Source organism: Sphaerimonospora thailandensis (assembly GCF_016863115.1).
In the GTDB taxonomy this organism is placed as follows: domain Bacteria; phylum Actinomycetota; class Actinomycetes; order Streptosporangiales; family Streptosporangiaceae; genus Sphaerimonospora; species Sphaerimonospora cavernae.
This window is the reverse complement of record NZ_BOOG01000075.1, coordinates 1-25,932: the sequence shown is the minus strand read 5'-3', so window position 1 is coordinate 25,932 and position 25,932 is coordinate 1. Positions and strand designations below refer to the sequence as shown.

24 protein-coding genes are annotated in these 25,932 nt (G+C 69.0%); 12 read left to right on the top strand and 12 right to left on the bottom strand.

Annotated elements, in window-relative coordinates; translation table 11 throughout:
- The first annotated feature begins 904 nt into the window (after positions 1-904).
- The 4 genes from Mth01_RS27315 (at position 905) to Mth01_RS27300 (ending at position 5,684) form a co-directional block, all read left to right on the top strand.
- Positions 905-2,113 (top strand): WD40 repeat domain-containing protein, encoded by a 1,209-nt coding sequence (locus Mth01_RS27315; RefSeq protein ID WP_204018838.1) that lies wholly within the window; start codon positions 905-907, stop codon positions 2,111-2,113.
- A gap of 275 nt (positions 2,114-2,388) precedes the next feature.
- A complete protein-coding gene (gene deoC / locus Mth01_RS27310) occupies positions 2,389-3,381 on the top strand; it encodes a 2-deoxyribose-5-phosphate aldolase (RefSeq protein WP_204018837.1) in 993 nt (330 codons plus the stop codon).
- Between the two features lie 3 nt (positions 3,382-3,384).
- On the top strand, positions 3,385-4,821 hold the full coding sequence (locus Mth01_RS27305; protein WP_204018836.1) for an aldehyde dehydrogenase family protein: 1,437 nt from the start codon (positions 3,385-3,387) through the stop codon (positions 4,819-4,821).
- Positions 4,818-5,684: an aldehyde dehydrogenase family protein gene (locus Mth01_RS27300; RefSeq protein ID WP_204018835.1), complete on the top strand. Its 867-nt coding sequence runs from the start codon at positions 4,818-4,820 to the stop codon at positions 5,682-5,684. Before Mth01_RS27305 ends, Mth01_RS27300 begins: the two co-directional genes overlap by 4 nt.
- Positions 5,685-5,756: 72 nt before the next feature.
- Here the strand turns inward: Mth01_RS27300 and Mth01_RS27295 are convergent, their stop codons facing one another.
- The 4 genes from Mth01_RS27295 to Mth01_RS27280 form a co-directional block, all read right to left on the bottom strand.
- Entirely contained in the window at positions 5,757-7,409 is a 1,653-nt protein-coding gene (locus tag Mth01_RS27295; RefSeq protein WP_204018834.1) for an ABC transporter permease, read from the bottom strand.
- A complete protein-coding gene (locus Mth01_RS27290; protein ID WP_204018833.1) occupies positions 7,406-8,344 on the bottom strand; it encodes an ABC transporter ATP-binding protein in 939 nt (312 codons plus the stop codon). The genes Mth01_RS27295 and Mth01_RS27290 overlap by 4 nt, the downstream gene beginning before the upstream one ends.
- 30 nt (positions 8,345-8,374) lie before the next feature.
- Complete coding sequence (locus tag Mth01_RS27285) at positions 8,375-9,064, bottom strand: TetR/AcrR family transcriptional regulator (protein WP_204018832.1); 690 nt, start codon at positions 9,062-9,064, stop codon at positions 8,375-8,377.
- A 159-nt stretch (positions 9,065-9,223) separates the two neighbouring features.
- Entirely contained in the window at positions 9,224-9,802 is a 579-nt protein-coding gene (locus Mth01_RS27280) for an LURP-one-related/scramblase family protein (protein WP_204018831.1), read from the bottom strand.
- Positions 9,803-9,980: 178 nt separating this feature from the next.
- On the opposite strand from Mth01_RS27280, the gene Mth01_RS27275 reads away from it, so the two are divergent.
- Genes Mth01_RS27275 through Mth01_RS27265 form a run of 3 tightly spaced genes read left to right on the top strand, consistent with a single transcriptional unit; the run spans position 9,981 to position 11,665 of the window.
- Positions 9,981-10,172 (top strand): PspC domain-containing protein, encoded by a 192-nt coding sequence (locus Mth01_RS27275; RefSeq protein WP_204018830.1) that lies wholly within the window; start codon positions 9,981-9,983, stop codon positions 10,170-10,172.
- A 52-nt stretch (positions 10,173-10,224) separates the two neighbouring features.
- Positions 10,225-10,860 (top strand): lipoyl(octanoyl) transferase LipB, encoded by a 636-nt coding sequence (lipB, locus tag Mth01_RS27270; protein WP_204018829.1) that lies wholly within the window; start codon positions 10,225-10,227, stop codon positions 10,858-10,860.
- A gap of 40 nt (positions 10,861-10,900) precedes the next feature.
- Positions 10,901-11,665, top strand: a complete 765-nt coding sequence (locus Mth01_RS27265; protein WP_204018828.1) for a DUF72 domain-containing protein — start codon at positions 10,901-10,903, stop codon at positions 11,663-11,665.
- An 18-nt stretch (positions 11,666-11,683) separates the two neighbouring features.
- Here the strand turns inward: Mth01_RS27265 and Mth01_RS27260 are convergent, their stop codons facing one another.
- The 6 genes from Mth01_RS27260 to Mth01_RS27235 form a co-directional block, all read right to left on the bottom strand.
- The gene (locus tag Mth01_RS27260; RefSeq protein WP_204018827.1) at positions 11,684-12,613 is read right to left on the bottom strand and encodes a metal ABC transporter permease; all 930 of its coding nucleotides are present in this window, start codon (positions 12,611-12,613) and stop codon (positions 11,684-11,686) included.
- The gene (locus tag Mth01_RS27255; RefSeq protein ID WP_204018826.1) at positions 12,610-13,515 is read right to left on the bottom strand and encodes a metal ABC transporter permease; all 906 of its coding nucleotides are present in this window, start codon (positions 13,513-13,515) and stop codon (positions 12,610-12,612) included. Before Mth01_RS27255 ends, Mth01_RS27260 begins: the two co-directional genes overlap by 4 nt.
- Positions 13,512-14,312, bottom strand: a complete 801-nt coding sequence (locus Mth01_RS27250) for a metal ABC transporter ATP-binding protein (protein ID WP_204018825.1) — start codon at positions 14,310-14,312, stop codon at positions 13,512-13,514. Before Mth01_RS27250 ends, Mth01_RS27255 begins: the two co-directional genes overlap by 4 nt.
- Positions 14,309-15,298: a metal ABC transporter substrate-binding protein gene (locus Mth01_RS27245; RefSeq protein ID WP_204018824.1), complete on the bottom strand. Its 990-nt coding sequence runs from the start codon at positions 15,296-15,298 to the stop codon at positions 14,309-14,311. The genes Mth01_RS27250 and Mth01_RS27245 overlap by 4 nt, the downstream gene beginning before the upstream one ends.
- Positions 15,299-15,588: 290 nt before the next feature.
- Positions 15,589-16,407, bottom strand: a complete 819-nt coding sequence (locus Mth01_RS27240; RefSeq protein ID WP_239090046.1) for an SAM-dependent methyltransferase — start codon at positions 16,405-16,407, stop codon at positions 15,589-15,591.
- Between the two features lie 119 nt (positions 16,408-16,526).
- On the bottom strand, positions 16,527-17,711 hold the full coding sequence (locus tag Mth01_RS27235) for a sulfite oxidase (protein ID WP_204018822.1): 1,185 nt from the start codon (positions 17,709-17,711) through the stop codon (positions 16,527-16,529).
- Between the two features lie 203 nt (positions 17,712-17,914).
- Here Mth01_RS27235 and Mth01_RS27230 point away from each other — a divergent pair, with 203 nt between their 5' ends.
- Entirely contained in the window at positions 17,915-18,880 is a 966-nt protein-coding gene (locus Mth01_RS27230; RefSeq protein ID WP_204018821.1) for a TIGR03557 family F420-dependent LLM class oxidoreductase, read from the top strand.
- Here the strand turns inward: Mth01_RS27230 and Mth01_RS27225 are convergent.
- The gene (locus Mth01_RS27225) at positions 18,783-19,817 is read right to left on the bottom strand and encodes a sulfite exporter TauE/SafE family protein (protein WP_239090045.1); all 1,035 of its coding nucleotides are present in this window, start codon (positions 19,815-19,817) and stop codon (positions 18,783-18,785) included. The genes Mth01_RS27230 and Mth01_RS27225 overlap by 98 nt on opposite strands.
- Positions 19,818-20,574: 757 nt before the next feature.
- Here Mth01_RS27225 and Mth01_RS27220 point away from each other — a divergent pair.
- The 3 genes from Mth01_RS27220 (at position 20,575) to Mth01_RS27210 (ending at position 22,928) form a co-directional block, all read left to right on the top strand.
- Positions 20,575-21,051, top strand: coding sequence for a DoxX family protein (locus Mth01_RS27220; protein WP_204018820.1), 477 nt, complete (start codon positions 20,575-20,577; stop codon positions 21,049-21,051).
- 149 nt (positions 21,052-21,200) lie between these two features.
- Positions 21,201-21,695 carry a hemerythrin domain-containing protein gene (locus Mth01_RS27215; protein ID WP_204018819.1) on the top strand — a complete coding sequence of 165 codons (495 nt, stop codon included), beginning with the start codon at positions 21,201-21,203 and terminating at the stop codon, positions 21,693-21,695.
- Positions 21,696-21,710: 15 nt separating this feature from the next.
- Entirely contained in the window at positions 21,711-22,928 is a 1,218-nt protein-coding gene (locus Mth01_RS27210; RefSeq protein ID WP_204018818.1) for a TIGR04053 family radical SAM/SPASM domain-containing protein, read from the top strand.
- Here the strand turns inward: Mth01_RS27210 and Mth01_RS27205 are convergent.
- Positions 22,889-24,022 carry a tellurite resistance/C4-dicarboxylate transporter family protein gene (locus tag Mth01_RS27205; protein ID WP_204018817.1) on the bottom strand — a complete coding sequence of 378 codons (1,134 nt, stop codon included), beginning with the start codon at positions 24,020-24,022 and terminating at the stop codon, positions 22,889-22,891. The genes Mth01_RS27210 and Mth01_RS27205 overlap by 40 nt on opposite strands.
- A gap of 356 nt (positions 24,023-24,378) precedes the next feature.
- Here Mth01_RS27205 and Mth01_RS27200 point away from each other — a divergent pair, with 356 nt between their 5' ends.
- Positions 24,379-25,818 (top strand): nitronate monooxygenase, encoded by a 1,440-nt coding sequence (locus tag Mth01_RS27200; RefSeq protein ID WP_239090044.1) that lies wholly within the window; start codon positions 24,379-24,381, stop codon positions 25,816-25,818.
- The last annotated feature ends 114 nt before the right edge of the window (positions 25,819-25,932 follow it).

Here is a 25,932-nt window from a genome sequence, read left to right as displayed (position 1 = left end):
CCGAGTGCGACCGGGCGATGTGAGGTGGATGGGCAATCTGCTGACTCTTGCCGGGACGGCCGTGTCGGGGATTGGCGTGTTCATATTATGGAGAGCGCTTCCCTGTGGGGCTCCGGATGGGGTTCTGCTTGTGGAGATAGGGTTCGTGATCGGATTGTCAGGCTTGGTCTTTCTCTTCTTCACAAGAAGATCCCGACGGAATGACCGCGCTGATCTGCCATGAGGACGGGAGATTCTCAACAGGAGGCTGTTTGTGGTGAGGGATTCCCTGTCGAGGCGAGGGATCTGGTCGCAATGAAATGGGTTCGCAGGTCAATTGGAATAGCTGGAGTTCTGCTCTGCCTCTTCGCTCTGATGAGAATGGTGATAGCACTTCCAGGGGCAGATCGGAGCGCGATAAAGTTTCTCGTCTATGGGAGCTTGTTGTCGCTGTCCTCTCTAATTTTTTGGTTGCTTGAAAAGAGGTTGTGATCCTTTTGTGTAAAATATGCGGCGGGATTTCGGCCGCGATCAGCGCTGCGCTCAGCGGAAGCAGGGAGTATGGCGAGGCGGGAGGCATTCAGGTGATCACCTGGACCCGTGGTTGTGTGATCAGCAACTTGCCTCGCCAGTACGGCCCCCGGGACTGCGGCCCGTACCACGAGCGCGTCGTGCGAAAGGAATACGCGCCGTTGTGATCCGGGATGGACTGGAGGCCGAGATGAGTGACCTGGCCGGAGCCTGCGATGCGGATGGACGCGGCGGGCGCCGCTGGAGAGCGTGTGCGTTGGTGCTTGCCGTGCTCTTGGTCGTCGCTGGACTCGTGTGGAAGCGTGAGCACGACAGGGCGTCGGCTCAGGACCGGATCGCAGTGGCTCATGGGCTCGCGCTCCACGCCGCGGAGCTGCGGGGAGCCGCCCCTGGCATGGCCCGGGTCCTCGGCCTGGTCGCAGTCGAGATCCACTCTGACGAGCAGACCCGGGCAGGGTTGATCGACACAATGGTTGGGATGGGCAGCGATGAGCTCACCCCGGACCCCTCCGGCGAGGTGGTGCTGAGCGATGACGGGCGGATCGCCCTGACTGGCGGCGACGAGATGAGCGTATGGGACCTCACGACCTGGCTCGATCCCAAGATCGTCAATAAGTCCGATCGGATCGCTGTGCTGAAGGACCGCAGGGAGGGCCTGAGCATGACGGCGCTGAGCGGCGACGGGCGGACCGCGCTGATCGGCGGCGGCGGCGACACGGTCGTGTGGGATCTCACCGATCCGGCCAAGCCGATCCGGGCGGCCGTATTGGCGGGCGGGAAGAACGCTGAGGACGACGACAGCGTGCAGTCGATGGCGTTGTCGCGCGACGGCCACACGGCTGTGATCGCCGATCTCGGCCGTGACCTGAACGTATGGGATCTGACCGACCGGTCTCATCCGGTGCGCCTGTCGATGACGAGAACGCGCGACTCCTCCATCGTTAGCGACCTCAGACTCAGCGCGGACGGCGGGATCGCCGTCATCTCGTACGAAGGCTTGTTCAACGATGGAGCGGTGGCGGTCTGGGACCTTTCCGATCCCTCGCGTCCGGTCAAGTCGGCAGACCTGGCCCTGCCTGCCGGGAAGTATGCGAGGGCGACGGCGATGAGCGCGGACGGGCGCGTCATCCTTTTCGGGAACGCACATTGGGCCGAGGTCTGGAAGCTCGACGACCGGTCGCGTCCGGTTCGCACGGCCACGCTTGATGTGCCCCTCAACGATATGTATGGCATGGCCTTGACCCCCGATGGGAAGACCGCCCTGCTCGCGGGGCCGAGCGATTCTGGGATCCTCTGGGACCTTTCCGATCCGTCCAAGCCGACCCGGCTGGCCGCATTGAAGGGATACACGCGGGAGATCAACTCCGTGGCTCTCGGCGCCGATGGCGGCGTCGCCTTGACGGCCGGCCCCGGCGGAGTCTCCCTGTGGAATCTCAGAGACCTCGCCGAGATCGTCGCCGACCCGGAACGGGTTGCTTGCCGAGTCAACCCCGGCACGCAGATCAGCAAGGCGGACTGGGACCGCTACACGGGTGGTGCGGACTGGTCGGACTACAAAGGTGAGGACTTGCCTAATGCCCTTGCCGCTTGCGCCATCAGGTAGGGCTCCGCGCGCCGTATGAATGCCGTCGCCCCGGCGCCCCGCGTGGGCGACGGTCTGCGCTCATCGAGTTGGACGTTGTTGCTGTGAAAACCGCGTTTTTAGAGCAACAACGTCAAGGTCGATCCGGCGGCGCCTGCCAGCGGAGCGAGAACTTAGGTCAACTTCTGCCGACATGATGTCTGACGGCCAGAGCTGCCAAAATCCCAGGTGGGATCTCGGCTTGGGTGGGTTTGGAATCCGGCGGACCGGTCGGGGATGCTGGGGTGGTGTCAACTTTGACTACTCCGTTCGCGGAGGTCGCCACCTCCAACGCGTCGTTGCGGGCGTTCCTGCATGGGCTGCCCGGGGTCGACCGGGTGGGCGCCGATGCCCGGGCCGCGATGCTGGCCACGCGATCCATCAAGACCACGGCCAAGGGGCAGGCCATCGATCTGGCCATCGGCATGGTCGACCTCACCACGCTCGAAGGCGCGGACACCCCGGGCAAGGTCAGGGCGATGTGCGCCAAGGCCGTACGGCCCGACCCGGCCGACCCTTCCGTGCCGTCCGCCGCCGCGGTCTGCGTCTATCCCGACCTCGTCGCGACGGCCGTACAGGCAGTCGAGGGCTCGGGGGTGAAGGTGGCGTCGGTCGCGACGGCGTTCCCGAGTGGGCGCTCGTCGCTTGAGGTGAAGGTGGCCGAGACCGCGCTCGCGGTCGCCGCCGGGGCGAGCGAGATCGACATGGTGATCGACCGCGGCGCGTTCCTGGCCGGCGACTACCTCAAGGTCTTCGAGGAGATCGCCGCCGTCAAGGCCGCCTGTGGTCGTGCCGGAGGCGCGCAGCGTGAAAACGGCGCCGGAGGCGCGCAAGGAGAGCAGGCCGCACACCTGAAGGTGATCTTGGAGACCGGTGAGCTCGCGACGTACGACAACGTGCGGCGCGCGTCCTGGCTCGCGATGATCGCGGGTGGGGACTTCATCAAGACCTCGACCGGCAAGGTGTCGCCGGCCGCGACGCTGCCCGTGACGCTGATCATGCTGGAGGCCGTACGGGACTTCGCCCGGCGGACCGGACGGAAGATCGGCGTGAAGCCGGCCGGCGGCATCCGCACCACCAAGGACGCGATCAAATACCTGGTGCTGGTCAACGAGACCGCCGGGCCGGACTGGCTCGACCCCGACCTGTTCCGGCTCGGCGCGTCGTCGCTGCTCAACGACCTGCTCATGCAGCGCCAGAAGATGGCCACCGGCCGATACGCCGGCCCCGACTACTTCACTCTGGACTAGAAGATGTTCGAGTACGCACCCGCGCCGGAGTCGCGGGACATCGTCGACATCAGGCCGTCGTACGGCCTGTTCATCAACGGAGAGTGGGTCGAGCCGCAGGGGGAGGAGCGCCACAAGACGATCAACCCGGCGACCGAGGAGGTCCTGGCGGAGATCGGCTGGGCGAGCGAGACCGACGTCGACCGCGCGGTCCAGGCCGCGCGCAAGGCGTTCACCACCTGGTCGGCGCTGCCGGGCGCCGAACGGGCCAAGTACATCTTCCGGATCGCCAGGATCATCCAGGAACGGTCGCGGGAGTTGGCCGTGCTGGAGTCGCTGGACAACGGCAAGCCGATCCGGGAGTCGCGTGATGTGGACCTGCCGCTGGTCGCGGCGCACTTCTTCTACTACGCCGGCTGGGCCGACAAGCTCGCCTACGCAGGGCTCGGGGTGGACCCCCGGCCGCTCGGCGTGGCCGGGCAGGTCATCCCGTGGAACTTCCCGCTGCTCATGCTGGCCTGGAAGATCGCACCCGCGCTCGCCTGCGGGAACACGGTGGTGCTCAAGCCGGCCGAGACCACCCCGCTGACCGCGCTCGCGTTCGCCGAGATCTGCCGGCAGGCGGACCTGCCGCCCGGCGTGGTCAACATCGTGACCGGCGCGGGCGCGACGGGAGCGGCGCTGGTCGCCCACCCCGGCGTCGACAAGGTGGCCTTCACCGGGTCGACCGAGGTCGGCAGGCAGATCGCCAGGACCCTGGCCGGGACCCGCAAGAAGCTCACCCTGGAGCTGGGCGGCAAGGCGGCCAACATCGTGTTCGAGGACGCCGCGCTGGACCAGGCGGTCGAGGGCATCGTCAACGGCATCTTCTTCAACCAGGGTCACGTGTGCTGCGCCGGTTCGCGGCTGCTCGTCCAGGAGTCGATCGCCGGCGACCTGCTGGAGGCGTTGAAGCGGCGGCTGGCCACGCTCAGGCTCGGCGACCCGCTCGACAAGAACACCGACATCGGCGCGATCAACTCGGCGGCCCAGCTCGCCAAGATCCGGGAGCTGTCGGCGGCCGGGGAGTCGGAGGGCGCCGAGCGGTGGTCGCCGCCGTGCCCGCTCCCGGACCGGGGGTTCTGGTTCCCGCCGACCGTCTTCACCGGCGTCGCCCAGTCGCACCGCATCGCCCGGGAGGAGATCTTCGGCCCGGTGCTGTCGGTGCTGACGTTCCGTACCCCGGCCGAGGCCGTCGAGAAGGCCAACAACACGCCGTACGGACTGTCCGCCGGCGTCTGGACGGAGAAGGGGTCGCTCATGCTGTGGACGGCGTCCCGGCTCCGGGCCGGAGTGGTGTGGTCCAACACGTTCAACCGGTTCGACCCCGCCTCGCCGTTCGGCGGCTACAAGGAGTCCGGCTACGGCCGCGAAGGCGGACGGCACGGGCTGGAGGCCTATCTGGATTGGAACCATCGATGAGTGAGCGCCTGGTTGTGCGCAAGACGTACAAGCTGTTCGTCGGCGGCGCGTTCCCGCGTTCTGAGAGCGGAAGGTCGTATGTCGTGACCTCGGCCAAGGGTGACTTCCTGGCCAACGCGGCCCGCGCCTCGCGTAAGGACGCCAGGGACGCGGTGGCCGCGGCCCGCAAGGCGTTCCCCGGCTGGTCGGGCGCCACCGCCTACAACCGGGGCCAGATCCTCTACCGCGTCGCGGAGATGCTGGAGGGGCGCCGGGCGCAGTTCGTCGCCGAGGTCGTGCAGGCCGACGGGGTGGCGGCGAAGAAGGCCGGTGAGCTGGTGGACGCCGCGATCGACCGGCTGGTGTGGTACGCGGGCTGGTCCGACAAGATCGGCGCGGTCCTCGGGTCGGCCAACCCGGTCGCCGGGCCGTACTTCAACCTGTCGAGCCCCGAGCCGACCGGGGTGGTCGCGGTCCTGGCGCCGCCGATGGGGCCGCTGCTGGGGCTGGTCAGCGTGATCGCTCCGGTGATCGTGACGGGCAACACGTGCGTGGTGGTCGCCTCCGAGCGTGCCCCGCTGCCGTCGATCACGCTGGCCGAGGTGCTGGCCACCTCCGATCTGCCGGGCGGCGTGGTGAACATCCTGACCGGGCACCAGGCGGAGATCGCGCCGTGGCTCGCCGGTCACATGGACGTCAACGCGATCGACCTCACCGGCGCCACCCCGGAGCTCGCCGTGACCTGCGAGGAGTCGGCCGCGGAGAACCTCAAGCGAGTGCTGCGCCCGCCGGCCGGCCCGGTCGACTGGCTCGTTGACCCCGGGACCGAGCGGATGGCGGCCTTCCTCGAGACCAAGACCGTCTGGCATCCCATCGGCACCTGAGACTCCCGTTCGGCTCCGAAGCGTCCTCGGGTTTCGTGGTGTGTCCCGCGAAGCCCGAGGACGCCTTCGTGTTCACTTGGTTTCGAGGTCGCGGCGGCGGAAGCCGTACAGCCCGAGGGCGATGAGTCCGGCCGCGATCGCGGTCAGGACCAGCAGCGGAGTCCAGCTGAAGCCCTCGACCGGGATCCGCGGGATGTGGCCGAACGGCGACAGGTTGCTCATCCAGCCCGGGAACCGCAGGATCGTCCCGAAATATCCGACCACGCCGGCGTACACCACGACCAGCCAGGCCAGCGCGCTCGCCCGGGGGAACCATCCCACGAGGGCGACCGCGAGACCGGCCGTCACCCACAGCGCCGGGATGTAGGCCGCGGCGGCCGCGATGATCTCCCAGAACAGGCCGCTCTCGTCCACGGTGGGCGCCCCGGTCGCGGCGAGCGCCAGACCGGCGAGCAGGATCATCACCGGTCCGCCGACCAGCGCCACCGCCAGGTGGCTGCCGAGCCAGCCGGCTCGGGAGAGCCCGGTCGCCAGCACCGGCTCGGCCCGGCCGGAGCTCTCCTCCGACCGCGGCCGCAGCGTCGCGATCACCACGTAGATCGCCGCGACGACCGCGAGCAATGTCATGATCATGGCGATGAACGAGTCCACGAACGTGGCCCCGCCGAGCTGAGCCAGCGCCTCCTTCAACACCTCGACGCTCTGGAGCTTCGTTTCGACGTCAGCGAGGAACGGCCCGTACGACATCCCGAGCACCAGCATGCCGACGGCGAACCCGATCAGCATGCCCCGGTGCAGCCGGAGGGCGAACCCGAGCGGCGTGGTGAGTGCCCGAGAGGCCTCCGGCCGTCCGCGCCGGGCCGCCCGCAGTCCGGCCCCGAGGTCGCGGCGCGTGCTGAGCGCGAACCCGAGAGCGGCCAGCGCCGCGGCCGCGGCCAGGTTCAGCAGCAGCGGCCACCAGTGGTTGTCGAGGTAGGCGAACGTCTGCTGCGCCCAGCCGATCGGCGAGGCCCACGACAGTCCACTGCCCGCCGAGTCCCCGGCCGCCCGGACGAGGTAGGCCGCCCCCACGACGGCGAGTCCCATGCCGGACGCGCCCCGGGAGTGCTCGGTGATCTGGACGGTCACCGCGGCGACCCCGGCGAACGTGATGCCGGCCGCCGCGTGTGCCGCGCCGTACAGCAGCGACCCCGCCCAGGTCACTCCGCCGATCCCGAGCGAACCCAGGCTCAAGGTGAGCAACAGCGCGAGGGCGATGTTCACCGCGACGGTCAGGATCAGCGCCGCGGCGAGCTGAGCGTGCCGCCCCACCACGGCCGCCCGGACGAGCTCGGCCCGCCCGGTCTCCTCTTCGGTCCGGGTGTGCCGGGCCACCATGAGCACACTCATGATCCCGACCATGATCACCATGAAGCCGAGCATCTGGTGGCTCAGCATCGAGCCGTAGTAGTAGTCGCTCAGGTAGTGGGCGGGCCCGGTGAACGCGAGCCCGGCGGGGCTGTTCATGGTGGCGGCCGCGGCCTGCCGCTCGGCGGCGGTCGGGTACAGCTGCGGGAAGGCGGCCGCCACCCACAGGGTGCCGAGGGTCAGGGCCGCGAGCCATACCGGGACGCGGACGCGGTCGCGCCGGAGGTCGAACCGCAGGAGCACGCCCGTTCCGGCCAGGGCGCCTCCGCCGGCCCGTTCGGTCGTACGGCCCACGGCGGGCGTGGCGGTCGCGGTCATTTCCGCACCGCCTGACGGGTTCCCTGGTGTTCGGCAGCGTGTTCGGCGGCGAGTTCGTCGCCGTAGTGCCGGAGCATGAGCTCTTCGAGCGTCGGCGGATGGCTGGTGAGCGCCCGGATGCCGAACCCGCTGAGGTGCCTGATCGCGCCGTCGAGGTGGGCGCCGTCCACCGCGAACCGCACGCGGCCGTCGCCGACCTCGGCGTCGTGCACGCCGGGCAGCTGCTCCAGGCCGGTCACCCGGCCGGCGGTGTCGGCTTCGATGGTCGTGCGGGTGAGGTGCCGCATCTCGGCCAACGTTCCCGACTGCACGATCTTGCCCAGCCGGATGATGCTGACCCGGTCGGCGAGCTTCTCGACCTGGGCGAGGATGTGGCTGGACAGCAGGACCGTACGGCCCGCCGCCTTGGCCTCGCCGATCACGTCCTGGAACACGACCTCCATCAGGGGATCGAGGCCGGCCGTCGGCTCGTCGAGCAGCAGCAGCTCGGCCTCGAACGCGAGCGCGGCCACGATGGCGACCTTCTGCCGGTTGCCCTTGGAGTACGTACGGCCCTTCTTCGACGGGTCGAGGTCGAACCGCTCGATCAGCTCGTCGCGACGTCGCCTGTCCAGCCCGCCGCGCAGCCTGCCGAGCAGGTCGATGGCCTCGCCTCCGGTGAGGCCCGGCCACAGCTCGACATCGCCGGGCACGTACGCCAGGCGCGGATGCAGCGCCACCGCGTCGGCCCACGGATCACCGCCCAGCATGGTGACCGAGCCCGAGTCGGCCCGCAGGATGCCCAGGAGAACCCGAATGGTCGTGGATTTCCCGGCGCCGTTCGGACCCAGGAAGCCGTGCACCTCTCCCGTGTTCACGGTGAGGTCGAGCCCGTCGAGAGCTCGCGTCGACCCGAAGGTCTTGACGAGCCCGGAGATGGCGATGGCAGTGGTCATGTCGTTTCCCGGTCTGTGCCTTTTGAGGTGTTATTCCGGTTGCTGTTCAGGTTGCTGTTCTGCGGCCTTCATGGCGTCCCGCCACTTGTCGTAGAACTCCTCGTTCATGACGCCCTTGGCGAGGATGTCGGCGTTGATCCGCGCCCACTTGAGTGCGGAGCCGAAGGTGTTGTCGATCAGGTCGATGCCCAGCAGTCGCTTGACCTGCTCGTGCATGACGAGGGCGCCCAACTGCCACAGCATCAGGGCGATCGCCTGCTCCCGGGGGTTCTCGGCCGGTTTGAGGATTCCGTTCTCGACCCCTTCGGCCATGTAGACCAGCGCGTCCTCGATCATTTCGTCGATCAGTTCGTCCACGTGGGGAGAACCGTCCACGATCGTCTTCGCGAGGTATCTGATGATCGGGGTGCCTTCGTACGCCTCCCGGACCGCCTGGAACGGGTCGAAACCCCTGCTGGCCGCCATCGCCTTGGTCTTCTGTTCCTTGATCAGCGAAGCGACGTGCTCATCGCAGGCGACCCGAAGCCCGTCCTTCGAGCCGAAGTGGTGAATGACAAGCGGTGTCGAGACTCCCGCGTCGGCGGCGATGTCCTTCAGGTTGGTGGCCGCCACGCCGTTCTCGGCGAACCGCTCGATCGCGGCATCTCGGATCCGCGCCCGCGCGGTGCGGTCGCGGTCGTCGGACGACCGTCTCCGTCTGGGCTGGGACTGCGCACTCATATCCGTACTTCCCTGAACTTGCATCAGCATGCTGAACTGGATTCAGGCTAAATCGCGTTCAGCATCCTGTCAACGGTTCAGGAGAATCAGCGCGCCAGCGGGGAGATCAACACGGCGAGCCCGGCCGTCTGCACCTGGCCGGGCGGACGGAAAACCGGGTCAGCGGGCCTGCAGCGCGTCCAGGGCCACGGCCATCGCGATCACCAGTCGGCGGTCGAGGCGGGGATCGTGGACTTCGATCAGATAGCTGTCACGCAGGCCCCACCGGCGGTCGACCGAGAACGCGATCGAGGCGCCGATGCTGAAATCGAAGTGGTACGGCAGCCACGACAGTGAGTCGGAGGACCGGCGCAGCAGCGCCACCGGCAGGTTGCGTTCGTGACCCTTGAGCGTGGGCAGGCCGGGCTGCTGGAGATGCCAGGTCGAGCGCAGCAGCGACCGCCCGAAATCCTTGCGGAACATGCCGAGGGGCCTGCCCGCCTCGTCGACCACGTCGTACCCGCCGGCCAGGTCGATCACTTTGCGGGCCTTGAAGCCGGCGAGCACCTGCCGACGGGACTCGTCGGTGTAGAGCGTCACCTGCTCCTTGAGCGCCATCCGTTTCTGCTCGGCGAAGGCCACGACAGGTCCTTCCGAGCCGCCGGGTCCGGCCACATGGACGACGTACCGGTTCACCATCACGGTGATCTTCTGTCGCAGCAGCAGCCTGGTCTGCCCCTGCAGTGCCGAGATGTCCATGGGAATCTCCATCGCCGGATCCGACTTCCCCTATATGCCCTAATTCACCGGGAGATCACCATCCGAACGCCGGCTCAGGGTCTTCTCCGGGTTATCTCAGGGTCGCCGGTGGAACCGGGAGTTGACGGCGGCCCGTTTGACCAGGTGATGGTGGACGGGTGACGAAGGAGGTTCGGTGATGTACCGATCGAGACGGCACAGGGTGATCGCGGGTGTCTGCGGCGGGATCGCGGAGCGGTACGGCATGCGGCCGACGACGGTCCGGCTGCTCTTCCTGCTCTCGTGCATCCTGCCTGGCCCGCAGTTCGTGATCTACCTCATCATGTGGGTGCTGATCCCGAATGCGCCGGAGCGACCGGGCTACTACTGAGGCTCTCTCGCGGTCGGCGACATATGCTCGCATCCGGAGAGGTGACATGACTATGCAGGAACGGCCCCTGGCGCTGGTCCAGGACGACCTGGTCGACTATGACAAGGCCATGGAACGCATGGCCGCACTGGTAGGCGAACGGCAGGAAGACGAGCGGCCCGACACGCTGTGGCTGCTCAGCCACCCGGCGGTCTTCACGATCGGCAAGCGCACCCTGACGGAGCACCTGCCCGACCCGACGCACGGCATCCCCGTCGTGACCACCGGCCGCGGCGGGCAGCTCACCTATCACGGTCCCGGCCAGCTCGTCGGCTACCTGATCGTCAAGCTGCGGACCGGCGAGGGCGTCGTGGACTACATCCGCGAGGTGGAACTGCGGCTGGTCGAGGCGCTGGACAAGCTCGGGGTCCCGGCTGAGCGCCGGGACACGCCGCCCGGATCGGAGTTGCTGACCGGGGTCTGGACTCGGGGCACCGGACGGAAGATCGTGTCCATCGGCATGCGCGCCAGCCGGTCGGTCACCAGCCACGGCTTCGCGCTCAACGTCGACGGCGACCTGACCCCATGGGACCTCGCGATCCCGTGCGGCATGCCGGACGTCGAGATGACCTCGATCGCCCACGAGATCGGCCGGGCGTCCATGGACGAGACCCGCACCGCGGTCGCCCACGCGTTCGAGGCCTCCTGAGCCCGCGGTGTCAAGGAGGCGAGCCGGGTAGGGGAACGGCATGCCGCTGTTCGTCGGGACATCGGGGTGGCAGTACGCCGACTGGCGTGACGTGCTCTACTCGGGGGTGCCGCAGCGGCTCTGGCTGGAGCGGTACGGCGAGGCGTTCGCCACGGTCGAGAACAACAACGCGTTCTATCGGCTGCCGAAGCCGGAGACGTTCGAGGCCTGGCGGGACCGGACGCCCGACGACTTCGTGGTGGCGGTCAAGGCCAGCCGTTTCCTCACCCACATCAAGCGGTTGAAGGACCCGGAGGAGCCGGTCGAGCGACTGATGGGGGTCGCGGCCGGTCTCGGCCGCAAACTCGGCCCGATCCTGCTGCAACTGCCGCCGACGCTGCACGTCGACGCCGAACGTCTCAGGCACTGCCTGGCCCGGTTCCCGGCCGGTGTCCGGATCGCGGTCGAGCCGCGACACGCCTCGTGGTGGACCGAGGAGATCCGCGACGTGCTCGCCGCGGCCGGTGCCGCCCTGTGCTGGGCCGATCACCTGGGTCGGCCGGACGGTCCCCTGTGGCGTACGGCGGACTGGGCGTACCTGCGGTTTCACGAGGGCGCCGCCCGGCCGTGGCCGAACTACGGGTCCCGTGCGCTGCGGAGCTGGCTCGACCGGCTGGGCGATGTCCCCGACGCCTATGTCTATTTCAACAACGATCCCGGCGGCGCGGCCGTACGGAACGCGGTCACCTTCGCCGACCTCGCCCGCGCCGCCGGCCGCCCGGTGACCCGGGCCACCCTGCCGACCGGGTCGCCCGGCGAGGACTGAGACAGGGACCGGATCGTGTCACAGCGGGGCAGTTCCGTCTTTGACGACTTCCAGGGCGATCGGGTGGCGGGATTCGGCCGGGAACTTCAGGCGGGCGCGTACGGCTGAGCCGAGGAAGGCGAGCCCGAACACGGCGCCGACGAGCAGGGCGATGGACGCTCCGGCCGCGATGTCCAACCGGGTGGAAAGCCACACCCCGGCCAGGCCGCAGCCGACGCCGATCACGGCCGAGATCGGGAAGAGCAGCGCCAGCCGGTCGGTGAGCAGCCGCGCGGTCGCGGCCGGGCCCACGAGCATGGCGACGGCCAGGATGGCGCCGAGCGCGGGCACGGTCACCACGACCGTGACCTCGATGACGGCGAGCAGGGCGAGATCCAGCAGCACCGTGCGCAGCCCGGCGGCCGACGCCCCGACGGGGTCGAACGCGGAGAACAGCAGTTCCTTGCCGAGCGCGGCGAGCACGAGCACCACCGCGACGGCCACGACCAGGGTGACGGTGAGATCCGCGGTGCTCACCGCCAGGATGTCGCCGACCGTGTAGTGCGTCAGGTTCTTCGAGAACCCGTCCTGGGCGGACACGAGCACGACGCCGAGGGCGAATCCGCCGGACAGCGCTATGCCGGTCGCCGCGGTGAGGTCCTGGCCGCGCATCCGGGAGAACGCGACGACCGCGAGGACGATCAGCAGGCCGAACAGCCCTCCGCCGAGGTAGAGATCGATCCCCAGCAGTGCGGCGACGACGATCCCGGGGAAGGTCGCATGGGTCAGCGCCATCGTGAAGAACGGCAGCCGCCGTACGACCACCAGGACCCCGACCACGCCGCCCAGCGCGCCGACCAGGGCCGCCTCGAACATGGCCCGGTGGATGGTCGAGTCGAACCAGCCGTTGTCGAACCAGCCGTTGTCGAACCAGGCAGCGTTGAACAGACCCGCGGCAGACCAGTTCATGCCGGTTCGACCTCTCGTACGACCTCGTGGGAGATCCGCAGCAGGGCCCGCCTGCGTCGTACGAACCCGGCGGCGGACGCCAGGCCGTACATCGCGACGAGGACCAGCACGACGGTGCCGCCGGCGGCCAGCCGCAGGTCGTGGTGGACGGCGGCCTCGTAGCTGACGGCGAGCCCGAGCCAGCCGCCGGCCGCGCCGATGAGGCAGGCGAGCGGCACGATGACCGCGAGCCGCTCGGACAGCGTGCGGGCCGCGGCGGCCGGCACGATCAGCAGCGCGATCACCAAGATCGTGCCGACCGCGCGCACCGCGGCCACGACCACCAGCGCGATCGCGGCGTTCAGGACCAGGTCGAGCAGGCCGACGCTGACGCCGGCGGCCCGCGCGCCCTCGGGGTCGAACGTGCGCAGCATCAGCGGCCGTCGCAGCACGGCCAGCAGCGCCACCACCAGTACGGTCACCACGCCGGTCTGCACGAGTTGCTCCGCGGTGACCGTGAGCACCCGGCCGAACAGGAACGCGGTCAGATCGGAGGTGTAGCCGCTGCGCCGTGAGACCAGCACCACCCCGACCGCGAACAGCGTGGTGAGCAGCATGGCCAGTGCGGCGTCCTCGCTCACCCGGCGCCGGTGGGTGAAAAGCGTGAGAAGCACGGCCGTGACGGCTCCCGCGCCCAGTGCGCCCCAGAAGACGCCGCCGTCTCCGGCCAGCATGTAACCGATCACCACGCCGGGGAAGACGGTGTGGGTGAGGGTGTCGGTGACGAACGCGAGGCGGCGGAGCAGGACCAGCACCCCGACCGTGCCGGCGAGCGCACCGAGGATGACCAGTTCGGCCAGCGCCCGGGCCATGAACGGCAGGTGGAACGGTTCGAACAGGCCACTCAGAAAACCGGCGGTCATGTGCGTGTCACGATCACTCGGTCACCCCGCAACTCCAGCGCCTGCCCGCCGTACGTCGCGCGCAGCCGCTCGGGGGTGAGCACCGACTCGGTCGGGCCGAAGCCGTACTGATGCTTGTTGAGCAGGCACACCTCTTCGCAGGCCAGGTGCGCGATGGCCAGGTCGTGGGTGCTGACGACGACGGCGGCGCCCTGCTCCTTGAGCGCGGCCATCGCCTCCAGCAGGGCATGCTGGCTGACCGCGTCGACGCCGTTGAACGGCTCGTCGAGCAGCAGCAGCCGGGGGCGGGCGGCGATCGCACGGGCGAGCAGGACACGCTGGCGCTGGCCGCCGGACAGCGTGCCGAACCTGTCACGGGCCCGGCGGGCCAGCCCGACCTGTTCCAGGGCGGCGGCCACCTCGGCGCGGTCGGCGGCGGAGGGACGGCGCAGCCACCCGATCTTCCGATACCGGCCCATCATCACGACCTGCTCGACCGAGACCGGGAAGTCCGGGTCGAGCGTGTCGGCCTGCGGCACGTACGCCACCTGGCGCCGCGCCCGGGCCGGAGCCGTACCGAGCACCTCGATCCTGCCGCGCACCACCGGGACCAGGCCCAGGAGCGCCTTGATCAGCGTGGACTTGCCGGCGCCGTTCGGGCCGATCAGCGCCACCGCCTCGCCGGGGTGGACGACGCCGTCCAGCTCCTCGAGCGCGGGGACGTCCCCGTAGGCGACGCTGGCCCGGTCGAGCACGAGCGCAGCCGTACGGCCCGGCTGTTCTGTCGTGATCTGCCCGGTAGTGGTTTCCTCGATCATCCCGCGGGATCCTTCAACGCGTTGACGATGGTGTCCGTGTTGTGTGCTTCCATCTGCAGGTAGGTCGCCCCGGCGGACCCTGCGGGGCCGAGCGTGTCGCCGTACAGCGAGTCCTCGCCGGCCACGACCTTCACGCCGGCCTCCCGCCCGATGGCGTCCGCCGTCTTCGGCGGCAGCGACGCCTCGGAGAAGACCGCGGTCACCCCCGTCTCTCTGATCTTGTCGACCAGATCGGAGATCTGCCTGCCGGACAGTTCCGCGGAGGTGTCGAAGCTGGGGATGATCGACCCGACGAAAGTCAGCTTGTACCGCTCGATGTAGTAGCCGAAGGAGTCATGGTCGGTCACCAGCTTGCGTCTGTCCGCGGGGATCGACTCGATCTTCTCGGCGATCTCCGCGTCCAGCGCGTCGATCTTAGCGGTGTAGGCGGCAAGGTTGGCCCGATAGGCGGCCGCGTCAGCCGGGTCGGCCGCCGCGAACGCCTTCTCGATGTTGGCGGTCATGATCTTGACGTTCATGGGGTTGTGCCAGATGTGCGGGTCGCCCTCCGCGTCCTCCGCCGAGCCGCCGCCCATGCGGATGGACACGCCATTGCCGGCGTCCACCACGGCGCCCTCGAACCCGGCCGAGGCGATGACGGGGTCCAGCCACTTCTCCAGGCCCACGCCGTTCTTGACGACGACGTCGGCCTCCGCGATGGCCTGGAGATCCAGTGGGGACGGCTCGTAGTCGTGCGGGTCGACGTTCGGCTTGAGGATCTGATGGACCTCCACCTTGTCGCCCCCGACATTGCGGGCGAAGTCGGCGACCTCGGTGGTCGTCGCCACGACCTTCAGCGCGTCGATCTGACTGAACGACGAGGTGCCCGCACCGCCGCCGCAGGCGGTCACGAAGAGCACCAGGAAGAGCACGAGGAGCACGGCGAGCATCGCAGACCGCGATCGGGCCAGCGATCGGGCCGGTGATCGGGACAGCAGCGACAGCACGACGGTTCCTCACGCAGTTTGCCGTAGTTGAGGGGAGCTACCGCCGAATCGTGACGCAAATGAAAATGATTGTCAAATGCACTCCGATGTTCCGGACCCCTGGGCACGCCCAGCGCCGTACTCGTGAGCGCAAGATCACGAATGGTGTTTTCGCAGTTCACGCACCCTTCATGCGAGAAAGTGCAAGATCATGAAGCGTGTACGCCCAGGTAGCCGGGCGGGTGTGCGAGAAAATGCAAGATCACGGGGAGGGGTTCGGGGAGGGGGTCGGTGACGTGTGCGTATCGAGCTCAGATCGAGCGGCCCACTCCGCAGAGGAACCAGGTGGGCGTGGCCTGCCCGGTGGATCCGGCCGATGCGGCATCCGGGTCGGAGCGCCACTCGTCCTCTCGTACGAGACCTGGCTCGATGAGTTCGAACCCGTCGAACATCCGCCGGATCCGCTCCCGGCTCCGGAGCGTCACGCTCATGTTGGCGTTCCGGTAGACGTCGGCAGCCTGGTGTGCGGTGTCGGATCGCTCTTCGGCGGTCACGTGCGACAGCACCAGATAGCTCCCACGTGGTACGGCATCGCGCAGCCGGCCGATGAGTTCGTCTGGTTTGTCGCCGTCGGGGACGAAGTGCAGCACGGCGACCAGCAGGATCGCGACGGGCTCGGTGAAGTCGATCAGTGAGCTCAGCTCGGGGCTGTCGAGGATGGCCTCCGGATCCCGTAGGTCGCCCTGCACGGCGACGGTGTTGGTCGCGTTGGACAGCAGGGCCCTGGCATGGGTGAGCACCACGGGGTCGTTGTCCACGTAGGCCACCCGGGTGCCGGGGTCCACCTCCGCCGCCACCTCGTGGACATTGCCCTCCGTCGGCAGTCCGGCTCCGATGTCGACGAACTGCCGGATCCCGGCCTCGGCGACGAGATGATGGACGGCTCTGCGCAGGAACGCACGGTTCTGCCGCGCCAGTTCGCGGGCTTCGGGCGCGAGGGCCAGCACGCGCTCGGCCGCCTCCCGGTCCGTTGGAAAGTTGTCCTTGCCTCCGAGAAAGTAGTTGTACATGCGGGCGGCGTTCGGAATATGCGAGTCGATGCCCGGGGGCACCGCTGCGTCCTCGGCCAAGCGCCGTCTCCTCTCACTGGCGGTCGAAGAGTTGCTCCTAGTCTGACAAATCATGCCCTGCTGCGCGCGGGCAGCATTTGTCAGACACTCCCTATCGCGAGCATATGGGCCGGGGGCGGCTAATCAAGAGAGTTTTGAGCAATGAGTCCCCCTTCGCCCACCCCTTCGCTTATGTGGACGGGGTGGGCCAGCACCGAGTGCTGGCAGTAGCCGAGGGCGTTCCAGGGGGTGTGTTCCGGCTGGGTGCGCCCTCGGTCGTCGGTCGCCCGGACCCGGATCACGTGGTCGCCCGGCTGGGCGTCCCAACGGAACTGCCAGCGCACCCACGCGCCCGCTTCCTGGCGCGTCCCGATCTCGGCGGCCTGCCACGGGCCGTCGTCGACGCGATAGTGCACCGCGTCGATGAGGCGCTCGCCGGCGAAAGCCCGGCCTCTGACGACGTTCGGCCCCGGCGGCAGGCAGGCGGGCCAGGGCAGTTCGACCAGGCTCGCGACCGGGACACTCGTGATCGGGATGCCCGGCTCGGAGTGGTCGGCCGTCGCGGGGTGGTCGGCCGGCTGATCGGGGGCGTGGCGCTCCGGGACGAGGACGTAGTCATCGGTGTTCCACGGGACACGGAGCTCTCGGGTGGCGACCTCGATCCGGCCCACCCACTTGATGCTGGCGGCGCCGAGCCAGCCGGAGACCACGACGCGGGCCGGGTAGCCGTGATCGGGCGGCAGCACTTCGCCGTTCATGGCGAGCGCGATCAGGGTGTCGGAGGCCAGCGCCTTGGCCACCGGCATCGGGCGGCGGGCGCGTACCTCGTCGAGGCCTTCCGGCATGACCTCGCACGCGTCGTCGGTGAGGCCGGCCGCTTTCAGCAGGTCGCGCAGCCGGACTCCGGTCCACTCGGCGGTGCCGATCGCGCCACGCCCCCATGAGACGCCCTCGAACCGGCATCCGTGCTCCGCGCAGAGCAGCCTCCGTCGGTTGCCCGCGCACTCCAGCGTGCGTACGACAGAGGTCAGCGGAAAGCGCCGCCACAGGTCGTCGTAGGTATAGGAGACGGCCCGCCGTACGCCGTCTCCCTCGATCCGCAGCGTCCACGCTGCCGGGTCCAGCCGGGGGGTGGGCGCGTGGTTGCGTATGAAGAAGCGGCCGACGGGGGTGAGGAAGCCGGGCAGGCGGTCGGGACGAGTGCCGTAGTCAAGGCCGGTGCCGGCGTCCTCCATCAGGTCGGTCGGCGTGGGCTTCACCACCCGCCGCGTCGCCGACGGCGCGGCCGACGCGTACGCGGTTTCATGGCGCGGCTGATCTGCCACCGACTGATCTGCCACCGACTGATCTGCCACCGACTGATTCGCCACCAACTGATCGGGCATCGGCTGATCGGGCATCGCGTTCCATCGCCTTCCCCCGGGCCTTCTGTCCGACTTCTTACCCGCGGTTCGCCGATGCGCTCACGGGCATTACGACGTTTATCGTCCTATCACTTGATCCCGTACCGGTGGGTAGGAGCGGAGTCATGGCAGAGATCGGCTACACGATGATGAGCGAGCAGACACCGGCCGGGCAGATGGTGGACGACGCCGTCACGGCGGAACGAGTCGGCTTCGGCTATGCCGTCGTCTCCGACCACTACTTTCCCTGGTTGGAGGAGCTGGGGCATTCGCCGTACGCGTGGTCGGTGCTCGGCGCCGCGGCGCGGGCCACCGAACGGCTGCCGCTGATGACCTACGTGACCTGTCCGATCATGCGCTACCACCCCGCCGTGGTGGCGCAGAAGGCGGCCACGATGGGCGTGCTCAGCGAGGGCAGGTTCACGCTCGGCCTGGGTTCGGGGGAGAACCTCAACGAGCACGTCGTCGGCCACGGCTGGCCGCCCGTCAACACGCGGCACGAGATGTTCCGGGAGGCCATCGAGATCATCAAGATGTTGTTCGAGGGCGACTATCGGAACTTCCGGGGCGAATTCTTCGACATCGACTCGGCCAAGCTGTACGACCTGCCGGAGCGGCCGGTGCCCCTCGCGATCGCGGCGTCGGGCACCCAGTCGATGGAGATAGCCGCGGAGTACGGCGACGCTCTCGTGGCGACTGCTCCGGACGATCGCCTGGTCGAGGGCTTCGCCGCCTCGGGAGGTGACGGCAAGCCGGTCTACGGCCAGCTCGCCATCTGCTACGACTCCGATCGCGAGGCCGCCGTCGAGCGGGCGCACCGGCTGTGGCGCTGGTCGCTGCCGGGCTGGAAGGTGATGTCCGAGCTGCCCGCGCCGGTCAGCTTCGCCGCGAGCACCGAAACGGTGCGCCCGGAGGACGTCGCCCAGAAGGTGCCGTGCGGTCCGGACGTGGACGCCGTCGTGGAGGCGGTGCGGCAGTACACCGAGGCGGGGTTCACGCACGTCGCGCTGGTCCAGATCGGGTACGAGCACCAGCGGGAGTTCTTCGACTGGTCGGAGAAGGAACTGCTGCCGGCGCTTCGGCAGCTCTGAGTTCTGAGGGAACCTGGGAAGTCCGGAGAGCTCGGGGGAGCGCCGGGAGGCCGTACCGGGAGCGCAGTCCCATCCAGAGGGCCGGGGCGGCGACGGCCACACCGACGAGCACCCAAACGGTGACGGCGTTGCCGAAGCCGAACATCTTCAGCGCCGAAGCCAGCAGCACGAACGCCAGAGCCCGGCGGATCAGTCCGCCGTGGGCCCGGGCGGAGATCCGCGAGCCGAGATAGACGCCGGGGATGGAACCGGCCAGCAGCGCGGCGGTGACCTCGAGCCTGAAGTCGCCGAACAGCAGGTGGCCGAGCGCGGCCGACATGACGAGCGGCACGGCCTGCACCAGGTCGGTGCCGACGAGCTGGTTGGCCTTGAGCGCGGGATAGAGGGCCAGCAGCGCGACGATGATCAGCGAGCCGGAGCCCACAGAGGTGATCCCGACCACCAGTCCGCCGACCGCGCCGACCAGGGCGGTCGGGAGTGGCCGCGCCGAAACGGCGGGCAGGGCGGGCGCGGCGAGGTCGGCGTCGGCGGGTCGGCCCCGAGCCCGATCCTTCAGGGTGAGCCAGCCTCGTACGGCCAGGCCGCCGGCCGCGAGCAGGAGCGCGACGCCCATGCCCGTCTGGATCACGTGCTGGACGTCCTCTCCGTTCCCCAGCGCACGCGCGAGCAGTACGCCGCAGAACGCCGCCGGGACCGAGCCCGCGCACAGCCAGCCGACGAGCTTGAGGTTGACGGTGCCGTGCCGGAGATGGACGAGGCCGCCGACCGGCTTCATCACGGCCGCGGCCACGAGGTCGCTCGAGACGGCGGTGAGCGGGGGAACGCCGAAGAACGTGACGAGCATGGGCGTCATGAGTGCGCCACCGCCCATGCCGGTCAATCCGACGACGACGGCGACCAGGAACGAGCCGATCGCCATGCTGTAGTCGAAATGCACGGCATAACCCTACCTAACCAATCGGGATTATGGATAGAGGGTTGTGGCGACGTCCCCGAAAGCCGGCCTCGGACCGGTGGACCCCCTCCTTGATGATCTTGTTCGCCGTCCGCTCCCTCTGAGCTCTCTCCGAGCTCTCTCCGACTTCCTGCCGAGCTCTCGCCGCGGGCGCGTGCGCGCTGACAAGGAAACTTTCAACGGAATATTCGTCGGTACGCGATGGTCGCCGCCTCCTCGCATCCGGGAAGGGGGGCAGGTAAAGGGGGGCGTGGCGGGTAGGCGTGGAATGTTCCAAAAACATCCTTAACTGAGATGCGGTTGAAATGTTGACGGAGGGTACCTCCGTACGTATTCTCATGTTTGTCGCTCAGATCCTGTTCGATGGCGAATCCGGGCTGGGCGATCCTCGCGGCTCATGATCGAGAAAACGGTCATATTCAGCGAAAATGTCACCAGGTTGCGCTCCTTTCGCGCCTGTGTGGGCGTCTTGGGCGCGCCCACACGGTTTCGGCGATTCCGCCGACGGTCGGCGGAATCAAGGCTACGAGGGAGGACCATGCGCCGGTCGTGACATCGTCGCGGACCAGTTCTCTTCCGCACTTAATCAGGTCTATTGATAGCTGTTTGCACTTGGGGCGCCGGTTCTGGCAATTGTCCGCCGACGCCTGACAATGGCATTTTCAAAATGCCGTCGTGGCCTTCGTTCATGATCGTGGAATCGACACGATGGCCACCGCGAGGATCAAGAGGTGATCACATGAAGTTCGACAGGCACGCCGGGCCCGTGCTCTCGCTGTTCCGCATCGTGACGGGACTCCTGTTCGTCTGCCACGGGCTGTCGTCGGTGTTCAACGTGTTCGGCGGCAACCAGGGGTCGGGCCACGCCATCCCGATCGGCACCTGGCCCGGGTGGTGGGCCGCGCTCATTCAGGTCATCTGCGGCGGGCTCGTTCTCATCGGCCTCTTCACCCGCGCCGGAGCCTTCCTGTCGTCGGGCTCGATGGCGTACGCGTACTTCGTCGTCCACCAGCCGCACGCCGTGCTGCCGCTGCAGAACGGGGGCGAGCTCCCCGTGGTGTTCTGCTGGTCGTTCTTCCTGCTCTTCGTGCTCGGACCCGGCCCGTGGTCACTGGACGCGCTGATCCGGCGCGGCGAATCGCGAGCGGAGGCGCCCGCCCCCGTTCTCGCGGAGGCGTCCGCTCCTGTTCTCGCGGAGGCGCCCGCCGAAGGGTGAGCCCCGGGCCTCCCCCCCGTGGCGGACTCTCGGCCTGTCAGGAGTGTGACCGGCGGCCCCCCTTCGGGGGGCTTTGGTCACTACAGCCGATGTCGTACCTCGGCGTTGAATCGGTGACGGGTTTCCGACTTTTACGCAGGAGGTCTTCCGTGACCATCGCCGAGCAGTTCACCGACATCTTCCGCGAGGAGCACCGCGAGGTCCGCGACCTGCTCCTGTCGCTGGTCCGCGACTTCGAGGCGGGGGACATGACCGCGGCGCGAAGGGGGGTCGCCGCGGTGGCCCGCGCCACCGGCCCGCACTTCAGGTACGAGGAGGAGTCGATGTATCCCCGCCTCGTACGGATCTTCGGCGGCGAGTACGTCGACAAGCTCCTCGCCGACCACGACGGTGCGATCCGCAACGCCCGCGAGCTCGCCGAGCTGGCCGATCTCGACTCCCTGGAGCCCGCCCAGGCCGAGCGGGCCGTCTATCTCGTCCGGCAGATCCTGCCGCACGTGAGCGACTGCGACGGGCTTTCGATCATGGTGGAGACCTTCCCCGACGAGGACGTCATCGACATCCTGTCGACGCGGGACACGGCGATGGAGAAGGGGCTCGACCTCCTCTCCTGGGCCGGCACCGTCCGTCCCCGCTCCGCCTGAGCGTACGGAGCCGTGATGAACGACGAACCGGCGCGTGTCGCCGTACGCGCCCGCCGTCCCCTGCGGCAGGTCCGCCACGATGCCGCGCTCGCCCCCTTCATCGTGATCTGGGAGGCGACCCGGGCCTGCCCGCTGGCCTGCCTGCACTGCCGGGCCGAGGCCAGGCCGCAGCGGCATCCCGCCGAGCTCACCACGGCGGAGGCGCGCGAGATGATGAGCCAGGTCGCGGCGTTCGGCCGGCCGGCCCCGCTGTTCGTCATCACCGGCGGTGACCCTTTCCAGCGGCCCGACCTGTTCGACCTGGTACGGCAGGCCGTACGGCTCGGCCTGGCCCCCGCGGTGTCGCCTTCGGTCACATCGGCCGTCACCCCGGCGGCACTCGGCCGCCTGCACGAGGCGGGCGCGAAGGCCGTCTCGCTCAGTCTGGACGGGGCGAGCGCCCACACCCACGACGGCTTCCGCGGCATCGACGGCGTGTTCCGGCAGACGTTCCACGCCTGGCAGGCGGCCAAGCAGGCGGGCCTGAGGGTGCAGATCAACACCACCGTCGCCAAGAACAACCTGGACGAGTTGCCGCAGATGGCGCGACTCGTCCGCGACCACGGCGCGTCGCTGTGGAGCCTGTTCTTCCTCGTCCCCACCGGCCGGGCCCGTCGCCTGGAGGGGCTCACCGCGCGCGAGGCCGAGGACGTCCTGCACTTCGCCTACGATCTCGGATCGGCGATCCCGATCAAGACGACCGAGGCGCACCACTTCCGCCGGGTCATGATCCAGCGGCATGTCCTGGAGCAGCGCGGGATCGACCACATGCGGGCGCTCGGCATGGGCCGTCTCTACCGTTCGCTCCGCAAGCAGGCGGTCGGCGCCGGCCTCATGCGGGACACCCGGGTACGGCGCCCGCCGCTGGACGTCAACGCGGCCAGGGGGTTCGTCTTCGTGTCGCACACCGGCGACGTCTACCCCTCGGGTTTCCTGCCGCTCCTGGCCGGCAACGTCCGTGATCACCCGCTGACCGACATCTACCGGACCTCGTCGGTGTTCAACTGGCTGCGCGACCCCGACCGGCTGGGCGGCCGGTGCGGCGCCTGCGAGTTCCGCACCGTATGCGGGGGCTCGAGGTCCCGAGCCTATGCCCTCACGGGTGATCCGATGGCGAGCGATCCCTGGTGCGCCTACACTCCCGGCAGCTTCCCCTACGAGTCGGACCTCGCGGCCCTGGGCCTCATCCGCTGAGCGAGACGGGGGGTGACACGGGCGGACAGCGTGACGAGCAGTTTGACGATCATGGCTGTGAAGGTGACCGCCCAGGCGGGGAAGGCCACCCAGACCCAGGTCCGGCCGATCTCCTCGATGATCGGCAGACCCACGGCCCGGCCGAGTTCCATGCTGGCCGTGGCGTACATGCCGAGCGGGAACACGATGCTCCACAGCTGGGGCAGATACTCGAGCCGGGTACGGCGCAGCACGTGCCGCCACAGGCCGAACAGAACGAGCATCGGGATCAGCCAGGTCCCGAACGCCCACAGCACGATGCCGAGGCCCGCGAGCACGGGCCGGGCCGCGCCGGTCGCCGGGGTCACGGGCATGGCGAGGATCTCGGCCGCGGCGAGCACGGTGATCGCCGTCGCGCCCATGGTGACCCAGTACGGCGGCGTCAGGTCTTCGGGCCGCACTTCGAGCAGCAGCAGCCGGGTCAGCACCAGCGTGGCGACCATCAGGTACAGCACCACGCCGACCGACCACATGAGTACGGCGGTGAGCCCGGCGAAGTGCACGAACTCGGCATGTCCGCGGTACGCCGTGCCGAGTACGGCGGAGATCACAGCCAGTGACTGGGTGCCGACCACCCAGATGAACCAGGTGCCGTTCACGCCCGCGAGCACCGGCTGCGGGCGCGGGCCGAGGACGAGGCGCACCGGGATGCCGTAGCTCAGGCCCATCCAGGCGAGGAAGGCGATCCCGCCCAGCACACAGGCGACGGAGGGCAGGCCGGCCCCGGCAGACCGGGCGCCGATCACCGTGCACGCGGCGACGAAAGTGAAGAACGCGTACGCCCGATCGGGTGCCGACAGGTCCGCGGCGACCTCGCGCGGGAAGACCGCGACGCGGATCGCCGTCGCCGCCAGCAGCACGACGAGGCAGATCGCACCGATGATCAGCAGTAGCCCAGACATGGTCGACCAGCCGATGTCATACAGCCCCGTCGATACGATCCCCGTCGCCATCACCAGCGCGAAGTAGCCGGGATACAGCCGGCGCACCACCCCGAGGCGCTTCTCCCCGGACGGTCGGCTGACGTGCAGTATCGGAGCGATCTGGTCGGCCAAGGACGTCTCCACAGCGTAAGCGAAGGGTGTGACGGCGAACGGGTTGTCTGACGGCGAACGGGTTGTCTGACGGCGAACGGGTGTCTGACGGCGAACGGGTGGCGTCGAGTCTCTCCGGTCACGAGTGTCCAGTTTAGGGGCCATGGTCCCGACAATTTGGGACGTCTAGCACCGAATGTCCGCTCCGCTGGCCCGTAGACGTGTGATCAGGAAGGGACTATGAGCCTGGTTTTGGGGACCAAAGTCCCCGCCTCTTCGGTCCGCCGGCCGGGCATGCTCTGAAGGCGGGACCGGTTCGACAGGAGGGGAACCCATGATTCATGAACTCAGCGAGACGTCCCGGGCGGGGCGTCGTCGTGGCTGAGCCCCTTGCCGAGCTCGCTCTTCCGGCGATCATTCAGGGCGGCATGGGAGTCGGGGTCTCCGGGTGGCGGCTGGCCCGGGCGGTGGCCATGGTCGGGCAGCTCGGCGTCGTGTCCGGCGTCGCCCAGGACGCGCTGATGGCCCGCCGCCTGCAGCTGGGCGATCCCGGCGGGCACGTGCGCCGGGCACTGGCGGAATTCCCCGACCAGGAGGTCGCCGAGCGGATCGTGCGGAAGTTCTTCGTGCCGGGCGGGATCGCCTCGGGAACCCCGTTCCGGCCGGTCCCTCGGCTGGGCCTGCGCCCGAACCGGTGGCGCGACGAGCTGACCGCGGCGGGCAACTTCGTCGAGGTATGGCTCGCCAAGGAGGGCCACGACGGTCTGGTGGGGGTCAACTATCTGGAGAAGATCCAGCTCGCCACCCCGGCCGCCGTGTTCGGCGCGATGTTGGCCGGGGTCGACTACGTTCTGATGGGGGCCGGCATCCCCAGCGAGATCCCGGCGCTGCTGGACGCGCTCGCCGTGCCCGCCAAAGCGGAGCTGTCGGTGACGGTGGCCGGATCCGACGACCGGCACATCGTCGCGTTCGATCCCGCCCTGCTGCTCGCATCGGCTGGGAACCCGCCACGCAGGCCGCGCTTCCTGGCCATCGTCTCCTCCGACGTGCTCGCCCTCTACCTGAACCGGTCTCCGATCACCCGGCCGGACGGGTTCGTCGTGGAGGCGCCGTCGGCCGGAGGTCACAGCGCCCCGCCGCGGGGACGCCTGCGGCTGGACGACACCGGCGAGCCCGTCTACGGCCCGCGTGACCGCGCCGATCTGGCGAAGGTCGCCGCCCTCGGCCTGCCGTTCTGGCTCGCCGGCGGCCAGGCGACGCCGGAGGCGCTGGCGGACGCCCGGGCGGCTGGGGCGGCGGGGATCCAGGTCGGCACGGCTTTCGCGCTGTGCCGGGAGTCCGGCATGACGCCGGAGCTGCGGCGGCGGCTGCTCAGCGACGCGGCCGACGGCACGCTCGAGGTGCGCAACGACCCGTACGCCTCGCCGACGGGATTCCCGTTCAAGGTCGCCAAGGCGCCGGGGACGCTGTCGGAGGAGGAGGTCTACGCCGAGCGACCACGCCTGTGCGACCTGGGATATCTGCGCACGCCGTATCTGAAGGCCGACGGCGGGGTCGGCTACCGCTGCCCGGCCGAACCGGTCGACGACTATGTGCGCAAGGGCGGGTCGGCGGCGGACACGACCGGACGCCGCTGCCTGTGCAACGCGCTCACCGCCGACGTCGGCCTCGGGCAGCACCGGCGCGACGGCTACGTCGAACCCCCGCTGCTGACCCTCGGCCAGGACGTGAGCTTCCTGAAGGGGTTCCTGGACGGTTTCCCGTCCGGCGAGTACGGCGCCGCCGACGTCGTCCGCCACCTTCTGGGCGCGCGATAGGAGGTCTGCCCGACGATCGCTACCAACGTGTCTGTTGTCTCGTACGGGAGGCGCCGGTGTAGGTGAAGGCCCATCGGTCGGGGCCGATCTGGCGGCGTTGGTAGCGGTCGGGGC